The sequence below is a fragment of the uncultured Bacteroides sp. genome (assembly GCF_905207245.1).
Classification (GTDB): Bacteria; Bacteroidota; Bacteroidia; order Bacteroidales; family Bacteroidaceae; genus Bacteroides.
Genome location: NZ_CAJLKP010000106.1, coordinates 1 through 15,395, shown reverse-complemented (window position 1 = coordinate 15,395; position 15,395 = coordinate 1). Strand labels below are relative to the sequence as shown.

Annotated in this window: 10 protein-coding genes and 1 pseudogene; all 11 read left to right on the top strand. The window is 41.2% G+C overall.

Translation table 11 applies throughout. From position 1 onward, the window contains the following. Positions 1-71: 71 nt before the first annotated feature. The gene (locus tag QZ135_RS22245) at positions 72-305 is read left to right on the top strand and encodes a hypothetical protein (RefSeq protein ID WP_294614726.1); all 234 of its coding nucleotides are present in this window, start codon (positions 72-74) and stop codon (positions 303-305) included. Between the two features lie 357 nt (positions 306-662). Continuing rightward, on the top strand, positions 663-965 hold the full coding sequence (locus QZ135_RS22240; protein WP_294614723.1) for a hypothetical protein: 303 nt from the start codon (positions 663-665) through the stop codon (positions 963-965). Between the two features lies 1 nt (position 966). After that, positions 967-1,335, top strand: a complete 369-nt coding sequence (locus tag QZ135_RS22235; RefSeq protein ID WP_294614721.1) for a hypothetical protein — start codon at positions 967-969, stop codon at positions 1,333-1,335. A 31-nt stretch (positions 1,336-1,366) separates the two neighbouring features. Beyond that, the gene (locus tag QZ135_RS22230) at positions 1,367-2,410 is read left to right on the top strand and encodes a TlpA disulfide reductase family protein (RefSeq protein ID WP_294614719.1); all 1,044 of its coding nucleotides are present in this window, start codon (positions 1,367-1,369) and stop codon (positions 2,408-2,410) included. A 637-nt stretch (positions 2,411-3,047) separates the two neighbouring features. After that, positions 3,048-3,578: pseudogene (locus QZ135_RS22225) on the top strand (DUF3575 domain-containing protein); the annotation flags it as partial. Further along, positions 3,575-4,513, top strand: coding sequence for a DUF5119 domain-containing protein (locus QZ135_RS22220; RefSeq protein WP_294614717.1), 939 nt, complete (start codon positions 3,575-3,577; stop codon positions 4,511-4,513). The pseudogene QZ135_RS22225 and the gene QZ135_RS22220, both read left to right, overlap by 4 nt. 26 nt (positions 4,514-4,539) lie before the next feature. Beyond that, complete coding sequence (locus tag QZ135_RS22215) at positions 4,540-5,805, top strand: fimbrillin family protein (RefSeq protein ID WP_294614716.1); 1,266 nt, start codon at positions 4,540-4,542, stop codon at positions 5,803-5,805. 32 nt (positions 5,806-5,837) lie between these two features. Then, positions 5,838-9,083, top strand: coding sequence for a fimbrillin family protein (locus QZ135_RS22210; protein WP_294614714.1), 3,246 nt, complete (start codon positions 5,838-5,840; stop codon positions 9,081-9,083). A gap of 909 nt (positions 9,084-9,992) precedes the next feature. Next, a complete protein-coding gene (locus tag QZ135_RS22205) occupies positions 9,993-13,100 on the top strand; it encodes a glycoside hydrolase family 2 TIM barrel-domain containing protein (RefSeq protein ID WP_294614712.1) in 3,108 nt (1,035 codons plus the stop codon). Between the two features lie 17 nt (positions 13,101-13,117). Continuing rightward, positions 13,118-15,025 carry a glycoside hydrolase family 97 protein gene (locus QZ135_RS22200; protein ID WP_294614710.1) on the top strand — a complete coding sequence of 636 codons (1,908 nt, stop codon included), beginning with the start codon at positions 13,118-13,120 and terminating at the stop codon, positions 15,023-15,025. Positions 15,026-15,306: 281 nt separating this feature from the next. After that, positions 15,307-15,395 (top strand): twin-arginine translocation signal domain-containing protein (locus tag QZ135_RS22195; protein WP_294614729.1); only part of this gene is annotated, 89 nt, incomplete at its 3' end.

The following is a 15,395-nucleotide window of genomic DNA, read 5'->3' as shown; positions in this document are numbered from 1 at the left end:
GAGATTTAAAATAAAACCGACGGAGAAAAGTCTTCAACTAAAGTGAAGAAGAACCATTAATAGTAGTCTGTGTGGGTTGGCAAAGCTGTGCCAATGATGACATAGATGTGGTTGCTGTAGAAGCTGTTTTGCCAAAATGTGAAATGTCTCTGCAGGAGAAAAAAGATAGGATTCGGGAGCTTGAGGAAAAATATTGTCGTGGAGGATCTTATATAGAAGTTGTTAGCTATGATTCAGTAACTGAAGAGTCTTTGAAAAAAGTGGAAGATTTTTTTATTAGAACCTATGGTGGACCGATTGATTAATGGGTATAGTAATAGATAGGGAATTTAGTGTAATATGGCTGTAGAGACGTAGCGTAAAATGAATTTTATGAAACATTTAATTTATCAATAATATGAAGTATTCATTTGTTTTGAAATACATTATAGGAGGTGCAGTAGTTGCTTTTCTATTGCAGTATCTTTTTAATGAAAAAGATATAACATTTTGGATGATTGTATGTCTTACGATAACAGTTATGGTTACTATTAATATGTTAGTTCATGTTTTTTCTTTATTATCAAGGAAAAATAGGCAAAACAAACATTAGCTGTGAGTTTCCATTTCGTAGGAGGATACATAAAAAAGAAAAGTGATAGAGCTTTGTATAATAAGTGATTATGATAGGCTTTGAAATAAGTATAAATGGTCGAGAACCTATAGTTGCAGCTTCGGATTATTTTGTATTTGCGGATTTGGCATTCGGATGTTCTTCCGGCAGAATCAAAATAAAAGGAAGTGATATTCTGCATTATCTCACTTGGCTCACAGAGAAGTTGGAAGAAAGTGACAGAGTCTTGATAAAAATGGTCGATACGGATAAGGTATTGCCTGTCTTGACAATTGAAGATTGTGATCGCAATGAGATGAAAAGGAGATATGAGCAATTAAAAATGGAATTACAAGGAAAGGGACTTATATAGCATGAAAGGAATTATTGTAAAATGGAGGGATACTGTTTGGAAAGCGGGTATTCCAAATGGTGGAGTCAGTCTTATGATAATGCAACATGGATATGATGGAGGCTCCTGGAATATCGGAGGTTTGAAAATGCCCGAAGGAATACATGTTACATGGCATGGAGGGGAGTTTAAAATAGGGGATGAAATAGAAGTGGAATTTGCGGAATTGGATGAAGTTGCCTCTCCTGTTGCAGAAGAAAGTCATGAAAGTCTCCTGAAGAAAGCATGTTTATTGAGTGATGATAACGACGACGTTTGGAATCGTAAACTTGATACTTATTATCGGTTAAAGAAGAAATTGGAGGAAGAAGGAATTATTGAAAAAGAGTAGTTTTTACTGAGCCATTGATAATAATATTAAAATGGATAAGAAAATAGCACTATTAATAATCCTGCTTCTCGTAGGAGGAAGAACCTTCTCTCAAGTACATTACAGTATTGAGGGAAGTACAAATCACGAATATGAAGGCCGAAAAGTTGCTCTGGTTATGTTGGAAGAGGATAATCGGCAGGCTGATAGTACGAATGTTGTGAATGGAAAATTCGTTTTTAAAGAAGAGCTGTTGCAGTCTTGCTGGGCGGCTGTATGCATTGATGGTATGGGTGGGATTTTCACTGTACTTGAGAATGGAAATATTCGTATTTGTACAGATGGTAAGGAGGGTTGGTGCGAAGGTACTCCGATTAATGATGTATTTCAAAAGAGTTGGAGAGAGTATCAGGTGCTGAATCAAGCTGGTATAGATGCTTTTAAGAAATTGGACAGTCTGAATGTTGAAACTGAAAGGAAAAAGGAATTATGTGCAATTACCCGTGAAAAAGTGATAAAACAAACAAAGGAATTTATAAAAAGAACTGTTTATGAGAATCTTGATAATATAATTCCTGCATTTTGGATTCGCATTTTTCAGGAACAGATTACCGTTGACGAATTAAGCACTATGCTTGCCGATGCCTCTCCCATGCTGAAAAACAATCGGTTTATAACAAAGATGATTAGTGTGCAAGAAGGTAGCAATTTTGTTGATTCTAAAGTGGAATTACCGGACGGCACGAAAGTATATTTGTCAGATTATATAGGGAATGGGCATTATGTGTTAGTGAATATCTGGGCTTCGTGGTGTGGGGCTTGCATTGCAGAGTTACCGGAAATCAGAAATGCGGGCGAAAAATATGCTTCCAAAAATCTGAAGTTATTATCTATCTCAATAGATCGTGATAGGAAAAACTGGGAAAAAGCACTTAAGCGGTTAGGGCTTCCTTGGACACAAGTACTGGCGGATTATTCGTTTGTGAATTCGTATGGAATAAATAAAATACCGGTATTGATGCTGATATCACCCGACGGAATAATTCTTAAAAGAAATTTCAGTATAGAAGATTTGAATTATCTTTTCCAAAACTGAAAGGCGTAGGGTAGGTATGCATTCTATAAATGAAATAACTATAACGGAGATTGCTTGTTCGCTAATGAAAAGAAGTGATAGAGCCTTGTATAATAAGTGATTATGATAGGTTTTGAAATAAGTATAAATGGCTGATACGGATAAGGTATTGCCTGTCTTGACAATTGAAGATTGTAATAAGAGACTGGGATGAAAAATACGGCGACTGCATGCAAAAGATTGTCTTTATAGGCTAACACATGAATAAAGAGCAAATCATGTGTGATTTGGATGGTTGTCTTAAATAACAAAATATTTAGCATACTTACACACGCTTTTTTTTGTTTATGTATTATTAAAATTTATTAATCTTCTTGCACGTAATATTTTAATGTATTTTTTTGCAGAAAAAAAAGCAAAGTATCATTTAATACTTAAGATAATAAGATAAAAAGAAGAGTATTTGTATTGTATGAAACGGGTCGTTGTCGCATCTCATTTAATACTATTTTTGGGGCTTAACTTACCGGCTAATAATTGGAAAACAGACCGGGATTCTTTATTAACACAGATAGAAAACCTGCAAAGCCATTCAATAATGGCGTCTCCCCAACCTGCTACTCCTCACATAAGTACAGAGAAAGATTGTAAGCATGCGGTACTGCTGAAAACCAATATGCTTTATAATGCCGTTGCTACTCCCAACATCGGACTGGAAGTGTCTGTGGGTAAAGTATGGTCGGTAGGTGCCAACTGGATGTATGCATGGTGGAGCAACGATGCACGCCATCGTTTCTGGCGTGTGTATGGCGGCGATGTGGAACTGCGTCGCTGGTTTTCGCCCCGGCGAGACAGCCGCTCGTTGATGTGCGGCCACCACATAGGCGTGTACGGACAAATGTTGACTTACGACATTGAATGGGGGGGAGTTGGCTACTTGGGTGACCGTTGGAGTTGGGCAGCCGGATTCTCCTACGGATATTCGCTGCCGGTGGGAAAACACTTTAACATCGACTTCACACTGGGAATAGGATATCTGGAAGGTGACTATATGAAATACCAGCCCGAAGACGGCTGCTACTTTTGGGAATCGACCCACCGGCGGAAATGGTTTGGACCTACCAAGGCAGAGGTGTCTCTGGTGTGGTACATTGGTGGACGTAACTTGCGGAAAGGAGGTGCACGATGATACGCACTTTACGAACTTTGTGGACGATGCTTGCAGCACTTGCGTTTCTTACCCAGTCGTGCCAGCATAAGGAACTCTGCTTCCATAACAGTCACTATAGCGAACTCGAAATAAAGTTCGACTGGAGCAATGCTCTTGATGCCCAACCCAGCACCATGGTGGTGCAGATATTCCGTATGGATGGGAGCCACTACCAGCGCCGGGAGTTCACTTCGCGGGAAGGCGGTAAAATCAGTATCGAGAGCGGTGAATACAAGATACTGTTTCACAATGGAGAGATGGAATCTGTGACCGAACGCGGAAATACCTTCAACGACTACCTGCTCGCTACCGTTCCACAGTCGCTTCTCGCCCCCATGGGACGAGGAGACCTCGACACACCTCCTTTGCCCGAAGGAGCTGATGACCAGCCTGTACGGGGGGTACCCGTTAGCGTATGGGGCGGCAAGTGCGACTACTTGCAAGTGCAGGAAAATGTGTCGGGACAATCGCTCACTTTGACTCCTGAAGCGGCTACTGTGGAATATACAGTAGAGGTTCGAAATGTGGAGAATATGAGCGACTTGGTTGATATTAGTGCCGCGTTGAGCGGCATGTCCGAGGGTTGGAGTCCGATAAGCGGACAGCCATCCGGCGAATCAGTGATAATGCCCCTTGAAATGCAACGCCATGCTGATGAGAGGATGCTCGTAGCACGTTTTGCCACCTTCGGTCACTGTCCCTATGGACAAGAAGGGAAACATACATTGACCATCTACACCTCCAATCAGAAATACTTCCATTACGATGTCACCGGGCAGTTGCACGAGCCTACCGACCCCGCCCACATTCTTATCGTCATAGACGGATTGAAGATTCCCTCAGGAGATGGAGGAATGAGTCCATCTATTTCGGGATGGGACAATGTAGTGGAAACAGACATTGATATGAATTAAATATAATAAACTTAAGAAAACAGATTATGAACAAAAATGTAAAATTACTGGGAATGGTTGCTACCGCCTCCATTATGCTTGCCTCTTGTTCAAACGATGAGTTAAAGGAAATTTACAAGGGCGAAAGGATTTCATTTACTACGCAGGTAAAGACGCGTGCCGCAGAGACAACGATTAAGAATCTTAAAGGTTTTTATGTCTATGCAGATGCAGACAATTACACGGATATGTTTATAGACGGGCAACTTGCTAAAAAGCAAGAGGGCACAGACAATAGCTTTACGATTACAGACAAGGAAGGAAGTGATTATTTGTGGCCAACTGGAGTAAACGAGGTGCGTTTTTGGGCATATGGACCTGATAACCTGAATACTGAGAGTGTTTTCAAACCTACCATAACCACACAAACACAACGATTCGAAGTTACTTTGGAGTCGTCTTTGGAAAATGGAGGTACGTCTCAGCAGGACTTTATTGTAGCTTATCAAAAGGTTAAACAAGATGAAGTTACCGGAGGAGCTATTCCACTGAACTTCTATCATGCGTTATCGCAAATTTGCATCAATGCCAAATGTCCGGACAGTAACAATCGAAGAGTGGATATCAAAGGAGCATGGCTGGTAAACATAAACGGACACGGTACGCTTGAATTTTCGGAAAGTTCAAAAGAGACGTACCAAATGGATTGGAGTTCTAAGCTGCCAGCCAATTATGGTACCAAATTAGAAGACACAAAACCACTTGCTAATTCAAATACAGCTTTAATCGGATTCAAAACGGCAGAAACTACAACCAACAGTTTGATGCTTATTCCGCAACAAGTATCCAAATGGAATAAGGAGAATGCTAATGGAGCATACATTCTGTTGCTTTGCCGTGTTGAAGCTATTCATAAAGGTAAGATTCACAGTAATGATGGCGGCAGCACCGATGACGGTCCGATATACCAAGAGGGTGATTATCATTATCATCAACTTTTCCCTATCGCTACTTCCAACAAGTGGGATAGAAGTGAATATGGATATACATGTGTAGGTATTAATGTTGATTGGAAGCCCAATCACAAATATGTATATAACCTTATATTCTGCGGACAAGGTAGCGGTGCAGGCGTTTATCCTCCTACGGATTTGCCGGAAGACTTGCCTGTGATAGATGGAATAACCGTTGTACCCACTCCTGAAGATAAAGTTGGTGATCCAGTACTCGATAGCCCGCTTTCTTTCACTGTATCAGTAGGAGACTGGGAGGAAGGAAAAACCGGAGATGATGATGGTAATACAAATATGTAATAATTATTGATATCAAAAAGAGAATCGTGATTATGCGACATTTTCGTATGCTTCGTCTATCCTTCGGACGTATGATTCGTATGTTTGTGTGCGTTGCGGCTTGTGCCGTATCGTCCTGCGTAGATGATACTTTTGATAAGCACGGACAACAGGGCTCTTCGGGCATGCTTGCGTTTGATGTGGCGGTACCGGGCAGTTGGACTAATGGTTCAGCGGCAACATGTGCTGCCAACAAAGACATAAGCATCCGGGAGATGTCGCAGTCCGGAGGAGGAAAACCTTTATATTTAGTTACTGAAAGTGCGGAATCTGCTGTGGATACAGTGGCTTCCGATGCAATAACCCGTGGCACGCCGATAGAGGATGAAGAAGTATTTGCAAAGAATAGCTTCGGACTTTCGGCAATATGCTATACCGGTGAATGGCCCCAAGAGGACAAGAACGAGTGGACCACTAACTTTGCCCATAACATAGAGGTGAGCTATGTTAAGGATAGAAGCACATGGAATCCGGCGAATGCCCTCCAGTGGGTAGGTTCGGGGAAGATTAGATTTTTTGCCTATTCTCCCTACTCTGCTGTATCTGCGTCTTCTGAAGATGATACTGCTGAGAATCTTTCCATTATCCATTCGGCAACGGATGCTACCGGTGTTCCCATGTTGACTTATACAGTTCCTAAAGAAGTGACCGAGCAGATTGACCTTATGGCTGCAACCGCAGATTGTAATGGAAATGGTGTGGGAGGAGATGCCCAAAATGGAGCAGTAGCATTAAACTTCACCCATGCGCTGACTGCAGTCACTATAAAGACCGGCAAAGAAATGCTTGCCGGAACAGTCACCGACATAACGATTTCAGGAGTTTATGGAAGTGGTACTTACCGGATAGGAGCGGATAACTGGACAACTAAAGGCGGTCCTGATTGCATATTCAGCATCAAACAAGAAGTTGCATTGGGCGAAAACACAGAAAATAATCAAAGTGAAATCATGACTAAACCCGGCACCGTGCTTAATGAGGACGAAAAAGGATATACGTTCATGATGATTCCCCAAACACTTCCGAAAGGTGCAGAATTAAAAATAGCATTTAAAGACAATCTTACAGGCACAGAACGTACTCTTACTGCCAAGCTCCAAGATGAAACGAACAGTCGCACATGGCCGGTGGGAAAAAGAGTCATCTACTCTATCAATTCTACTGGGATTGTGATAGAGCCGGTTATTACATTGGATATTAACCGTGAGAATACTTTGTTACCGAATGGAGGGCAAAAAGCTGTCCCGATTCCTGGTAAACGACTATACACAGAAATGACAGAGGAAGAGATAGCAGCATATACTTTATCTTATCTTCCTGTGAGTGGCTTGTTGCGCGATGTGACGATTAAAGCATATGCCAATGTGACACAAAAGGACCATGATACCAAGCAAGTTTCCCTTCCATTTAAAATAAAATATTCTGATGACATAAACAAAGACAAGAAGGATTGGGAAACGATATATGATAGTAGCAGCAATGAATCGGGAAGCAGTGCCACTTCCAAAGCGAACAGCCGTTTATTAAAAGCAACTGATAAAGAAGAATCAATCATCACCTATCAAGGTTCCATTAAGTTGCCTGCACAGTTGGCTTTTGACAAGTTACGGGAAAAATTCATTTCTACTTCAACAACCTATGCAGATGAAGAAGTTATTGATTTGGTTGACAAGAGTACGACTGGTGTGAGCGAAAGTGCCAATTGCTATATCATAAATGAGCCAGGCTACTATAAGTTCCCGACCTATTATGGTAATACTTATGGGTATCAAGGAGATGACCTAACGACAACATACCAGTATAATGGAAAAATAAATGATGAGGAAATAGAAAATAATGCCATAAAACGATGTGTACTTAAGACATTTGTAAAGCATGATGATAGTGCACTACCAACTGATGGCAAAATTCAAGCTATCAAAGATGCGGTGGTTATTTGGCAGGACAGCCCGGACCTTGTAGTAGATGTTGCATACAATGAAACCGATGAATGGGTGTACTTCCGTGTGCTCGAAGAAACGCTTAATCAAGGTAATGCTTTGATTGCTGTGCGAGATAATAATGGAGTCATTTTATGGAGTTGGCATATATGGGCTACACATTACGATTGGACTAAAGGTATAACATCGGCTATAAATAATGAATACAATAAACCTTTCGTATTTTCGCCTTGCAATCTCGGCTACTGCGATTCACAAGATGGAGCCGAGGAAAGGAATGTGTATATATGCTTTACAGTCACCAAACCCGATGGCACGGAAGAAGTATTAACCAGTTTCAAAGAGGGAACTTTCGGTGGAGTGCCCAAACCGGAAAACGGTATTTTCACGCTTACTCAACCTAAAATGATAGAGTCAGTGGCAGGAGACAACACCTATTACCAATGGGGACGCAAAGACCCAATGTTACCAGGAGTTTATAATAGCAAGACTATTAAGAATGAGGGTGTAGATTTTATAGCAGGGAAAGAGGAAGAATTAGACATGGTAAACAAAACATTTTACTCTATTCCAGAGTATCGATTTGCTTCAACGGACTGTGGTCAGTCTATTGGTGCAAGTATTAAAAATCCAAACCTGTTCTTTATACACCCAAATCCTTATAGTAATACGGATCCTGGGTATGATGACCATAATTATTTACGTCGACATTGGCATAATGGAGAAAGAGTTGCATATCAAAAGAAAACAATTATGAATTTTTGGAATTCACAGTTAGATGTAGACGGTTTAGTGGCAGTTGTTGGTGCACCTAACAATCGATATGTGTATAAAACCATATACGACCCATCTCCAGCCGGATATAAAGTTCCACCTCCTGCGGCATTCTCTGCTTTTTCTGAGGTTGTAAAAGATGCTTATCAAGAACCAGGAGAATTGTATTATTATGAAGCAAAAACCTTCAATGGTATACACGTAGGGTGGACATTAAAAGATTCCAAGGGAACTGATTTTTATTTTCCGGCTACAGGTTTGCGAGATATGGGATTACCAGAAAGAAAGGTAGACTATGGTACTTGGCCGGCTCACTCTAAGTTGACATTCATAGCAACTTCAGGGTTTCGAGGTACTTATGGGTCTAGTTCAAGTTGTTTGCTTTTTTCTATTGACGTTAGAGAGAGTTTTAAGAATACGCCTTTTAGAACTATTTATGGAACCAACAACTCCTATGGTTTTACACTTCGTCCCATCCGCGATGGTCAGAAAGATAAAAACAGCAACCTAAAGAGTCTCCAATAAAAAGTACAACATTCTTTTATTCTGCCATACTTGGTTTGTAGCAGATAATCTTCTCCATTCATTCAAAGAGAAGACACTTCTACAAACCAGGTATGGCAGAATTATTTTTCTACTTTTATGCTTGAGTATTTCACCTAAAAGCTGATAAAGACTGTAAATTGCGGCAGTCCGATGAATTTGATAGCAACTCACTTCCATCGTGAACAAAGCAAGGGATAATCTTTTTTCCCCTATGATGTTTCCTTCCGAAGTGCTTCATTCTACGATGACTACAATTGTAGTTCAACTGCTTCACAGCTATAAAGCACGTGCTCTACATATGTGAAGCACGTGCTTTATAGCTGTGATTACTGTAAATGTATTGATTATCAATATAAAGTAGATGCGTGGTTTGTCCAATGAATATAGGGGATTGACAGGTACAATCTCTATTTGGAACAGACAAAAACAGGTAGGATGCGGAATGACACTTGACGAAATACATGCAATCTGATATCTTTTTAAGTAAGAAATGCCTAAAAATAGAAAGATACGAAAGGGATGGATTTATGCGAATATGATGGATAATGAAAAGATAATCAGAAATATGTGTCTTTCAAGGGTTGTGTAGGTAAATTTGCCTACACCCGGTGTTAATTTACTTCCACCACCGCTGTGTTGCCGATGAATAAGGCGATACAGAGTGTGAGTGTAAGCGTGTAGGTAAAAGTATGCATAAACTCTATGTAAAGCGGGTGAGTACGGATTTATTAGCTGAAAAGGCCGGATTTATCTATTTTCAATAATAAAATGTCTGGAATTAAAAGCCATGGGGGGCAGAACGCTCTTATATTTGTGAGCAATATAAGTGTGGAACTATGATAAGTATGGCAAGACAATCTTAAAAAAAATATTTTAAATAATAATGATATGAAGAAAAAGCTATTCAGTTTATTTGCTTTGGCTATTGGATTTCAGACAATTGCCTTATCCCAAAAGAATGAGTGGAGAGATCCGGAGATAAATGCTGTAAATCGTGCTCCGATGCATGCCAACTATTTTGCTTATGAATCGCCCGATGCTGCCCGTGCAGGTGTGAAGGAAAAGTCTGATAATTTTCTGTCTCTGAATGGGATGTGGAAATTTAATTGGGTAAGGAATGCCGACCAGCGCCCGGACGACTTTTATCGGTTGAGCTATAACGATAGTGCGTGGGATGAACTGAAAGTACCTGCTGTATGGGAGCTAAATGGCTATGGAGATCCTATTTATGTTAATGTTGGGTATCCGTGGAAGAATCAGTTCAGAACAGATCCTCCGAAAATACCTGTAAAGAACAATCATGTGGGAACCTATCGTAAGGAGATTGTTATACCGGCGGAGTGGAAGGATAAGCAAATCTTTGCGCATTTTGGCTCAGTCACTTCTAATATCTATTTGTGGGTAAATGGTAAATACGTTGGGTATAGTGAAGACAGCAAACTGGAAGCGGAGTTTGATTTGTCGGGTTATCTCAAACCGGGTAAAAACCTGATTGCATTTCAGGTGTTCCGTTGGTGCGACGGGTCATATCTTGAAGACCAGGATTTCTTCCGTTTTTCGGGTGTAGGCCGTGATTGCTACTTGTATACCCGCAACAAGAACTATATACAGGACATCAGAGTTACTCCCGACTTGGACGAACAGTATACAAATGGGTCGCTGAATATTGCCCTCCAAATGAAAGGACGGGGTACTGTGGAATTGGAATTATCAGATTCGAAAGGTAATGTCGTTGCAGACACCCGGGTGAATGGTTCGGGCAATCTTTCGGCTGCCATGGAGGTTAAGAATCCCCTTAAATGGAGTGCGGAAATGCCCAATCTTTATTGTCTGACGGCTACTTTGAAGAATGGCAATGATATTTTAGAAGTTATTCCGGTAAAAGTAGGTTTCCGTAAAGTCGAGATTAAAGATGCCCAATTGCTGGTGAACGGGCAGCCTGTACTGATTAAGGGAGCCAACCGCCATGAGATGGACCCGGATTATGGATATGTTGTTTCGCGGGAGCGTATGTTGCAGGACATTCGGATTATGAAGCAGTTCAATATCAATGCCGTGCGTACATGCCATTATCCTGATGACAATCTTTGGTATGAACTGTGCGACGAGTATGGTTTGTATGTCGTAGCTGAGGCTAATGTAGAGGCGCACGGAATGTTATATACTAATAATCAGCTTTCTAAACATGCTTCCTTTGCCAAAGCACATCTGGAACGTAACCAGCGTAATGTGCAGCGCAGTTACAATCATCCTTCAGTTATTATTTGGTCATTGGGCAACGAAACCGGCCCCGGCCCTAACTTTGAAGCTTGCTATCGTTGGATAAAAGCGGAAGATGCAACGCGTCCCGTGCAATATGAGCAGGCCGGTCATGATTATTATACCGATATTTTCTGCCCGATGTATTTGTGGTACAGTGCTTGCGAAGACTATGCCAAGAGTAATGCCACTAAACCGCTTATACAGTGTGAATATGCGCATGCCATGGGTAATTCGATGGGTGGATTCAAAGAATATTGGGATCTGATACGCAAATATCCGAAATTTCAGGGTGGGTTCATCTGGGACTTTGTTGACCAGTCTGTGCGCTGGAAAAATAAAGACGGCATCGAGATATATGCATATGGCGGAGATTTTAATAAGTACGATGGTTCTGACAATAATTTCTGTGATAACGGTCTGATAAGTCCTGACAGGATACCGAATCCGCACATGTACGAAGTGGGTTATTTTTATCAGTCCATTTGGACAAGTCCCGTCAACCTGCAAAATGGAGAAATAGAAATCTTCAATGAGAATTTCTTCCGCGATCTTTCCGCTTATTATCTGGATTGGCAGTTATTGGCAGATGGTGAATTGGTAGAAGCCGGTACGGTTGGCAATCTTAATGTTGCTCCCCAACAAAAGGCAAGACTGAAACTGGACATCTCCGATGCAAACTCGTATAAAGACAAGGAACTATTACTGAATGTATCTTATAAACTTAAAAAGGCTGAAACCTTATTATCCCCCGGATTTACTGTTGCAAAAGCTCAAATGTCCGTCACTCCTTATAAGGCACCCGATATGGCATTAGTGAATGTGAAGAAAGCGAATATAGAATCCGTTGCTCCCTCCGTGAATAATAATGATGGTAATTATCTGATCATTGAAGGTGAGGATTTTATTATTGAGTTTGCGAAGAACAATGGTTTCCTGAGCAGATATAAGGTTGCAGGCAAGGAATTGATGAATGATGGCGGACAACTCGTGCCTAATTTCTGGCGTGCGCCTACTGATAATGATTATGGTGCCAGATTGCAGCACAAATACAGGGTATGGCTGAATCCTGAACTTAAAAGAACTTCATTTACCAATAAGCAGGAAAATGGGACGATTGTAGTTGAAGCCGGATATGAAATGCCGGATGTTTCTGCTAAATTGTATCTGACTTATATGATAAATAATGCAGGTGAGATAAAAGTTACCCAGAAAATGGTTGCCGGTGAAGCAGAGAAGGTGCCCGATATGTTCCGCTTCGGTATGCAGATGCAGATGCCTGATGAATTCTATAGAATCAACTATTATGGCAGAGGTCCTGTGGAAAACTATTCGGACCGCAATCATGCCACAGATTTAGGAATTTACCGTCAGACAGTGGGTGAACAATTTTTTTCGTATATTCGTCCGCAGGAAACAGGTACTAAGACTGATATACGCTGGTGGAGACAGTTGAACGAGGCGGGTTCCGGGTTGCAATTTGTAGCGGAAGCTCCATTCTCTGCATCAGCTTTGAATTATACGATTGAGTCTTTAGACGACGGATTGAATAAAGATCAGCGTCATTCGCCGGAAGTAATCCCAGTGGATTATACGAATATTTGTATAGACAAGGCTCAATTGGGTCTGGCTTGTGAAAATAGTTGGGGAGCTATCGCTTATCCGCAATACCGCTTGCCATACGGTAATTATGAATTCATTTTTATAATGAAGCCGGTATTTAATAAAGTTTATTGATATGATAAATTCGGATTATGAGAAAATTATGTTTGTTGTTCTTATTGATAGGAACATATTGTTATGCCGGTGAAAAAAAACATACGGTTGATTCGCCTGACGGAAAGATACAGTTAGCGATTATTCAAACGGATGCCGGTGAGCTGACTTATCAATTATCCGTGAAGCGTAAACAAGTGATTGAGGCTTCTGTATTAGGATTTAAAACGGAAGATGGGTTGACCTTTCCTTCCCGGGGATGGAAAATGGGAAAGGTTACTCGTAACAAAGTGAATTCTGTTTGGAAGCCTTTGTGGGGAAAGCGTGCCGTGGTGCCTGATAAATACAATGAGATGAAGTTGTCTTTTGGGAATGAAGCGGAATCATCGGATGCTTTGGAGATAGTGGCGCGGGCTTATAATGAAGGTGTGGCTTTTCGCTATGTGTTGCCTCAAGGAGCAGGTTCTGCGTTGGAACTTACTACTTTTAATTTTGCAGGTGACTATACTGCATGGTATTATAATGGAGAAAGGCATAATATCGGTCCGGAACGATTGACGGAAACTGATGGTGAACGCTTACCTGTGATGACGGTGAAGGCTGCGGAAGATTTATACCTGGCTGTACATGAGGCTTGTCTGGATGAGGGGGAACCTTTGAAACTGAAATCGAAAAAAGGGCAATGCTTGTTTTCTGTTTCTGCGAAACCGCATTTACTCCGTGCAGGATATCAATCGGCATGGCGTGTGGTGCTTTGCGGTAACCGACCGGGCGATCTGGTGGATTCTCATCTTGTGGAATTGCTGAATCCGGAACCTTCCGGAGAATATGATTTCTCATGGGTAAAGCCGGGAGTTGCGTTATGGGACTGGCGTATGAATGGTGCTCAGTGGGAAGGGTTTAATTATACGATGTCCTATCCTTCCTGGGAAAGAGCGGTTGATTTTGCTGCAGAGCAGGGTTTTGCTTATCTGGTTCTTGATGCCAACTGGTATGGACCCGAGTTTGAGCAGGGTTCGGACCCCGTTAAAGGAGATAAGGCCAGGGATGTGCGAAAATTGATTCAATATGGAAAGCAGAAAGGAGTGGGTATCTGGCTGTATCTGAATGATGTGGGAGGACGTAATTATCCGTTGGAAGAAACTTTGAAACAATATGGGGAGTGGGGAGCTGCCGGAGTGAAGTATGGTTTTATGGCCGGAAACCCTGAAGAGAAGAATACCAGAACAAAGAATATAACGGAAATGTGTGCACGGTATAAGCTATTGGTGGATTTTCATGACTATCCGGTGCACCCCTATGGGCAGATGCGAACATGGCCCAATGCTGTGACACGTGAATACTGCAAAGCTCAATTGGACGGACACGAGATTTTCTATCCTAAAACCTTTGTTACTTCGGTGTTTGTAAATATGGTAGCCGGTCCACTTGATATGAATAACGGTATGTTTGACCTTCGGCAAGGAAGAACGACACGTTCGGATAATAATCAGGAAGTACCTTCGACGGTGGTATCGGAAGCTGCACGGACATTGATTACTTTCTCCGGCGCGACGATTATTCCGGATATTCCCGAATATTATTGTAAATATCCTGCTTTACTCCGCTTTTTGTCTGCACAGAAAATGCCTTGGCTGGAAAGTAAGACTTTAGATGGCGAAATAGGGGAATATATCGTAATGATGCGTCAAGCGGAAGATGGAGTATTCTTAGTAGGAGCTGCAACTAATGAAGAGGGCAGAACCTTGCGTGTGCCGTTGTCTTTTTTAGGTAAAGGAGACTACGAGGCAGAAATTGTGGAAGATGGAGAAAATGCCCATTATTTAAGTAACAGGGAAACGCTAAAGGTTTCGAAGAAAAGAGTAACCCGGAATGAGGTTCTGAATATAAAGTTGGCGCCAGGTGGCGGGGCTTGTATCCGTATTGGAAAAGAAATAGGAAAGTGAGGACTGTATTGTGTATACTCAAAATAGACTATACCTGTTATTAAGAGTAAATAAAGAAGTGGGATAGTCTAATGTAACATCAGTTGAGAAGAATGATACAGAGGAAATATATCTGTATTATCTCTTAAATGATATGTAACAGAATTATATAATACCTTTATTTAACCGGCGTATCTTTGCAAATATTGTATTTGATACGTCGGTTTGCTTTTTTGTAAATGAAGTCGTTTGGAAAGAACAGAACGTAAATTTTGTTGTTCAACCATATACATCATTATTATATGAAAGATACATTAATCAGCAGAAGAGAATTTCTGAAAAATCTGGGAGTACTTGGGGCCGGGGTGCTATTGTCAGCCAGTCCTTGGCT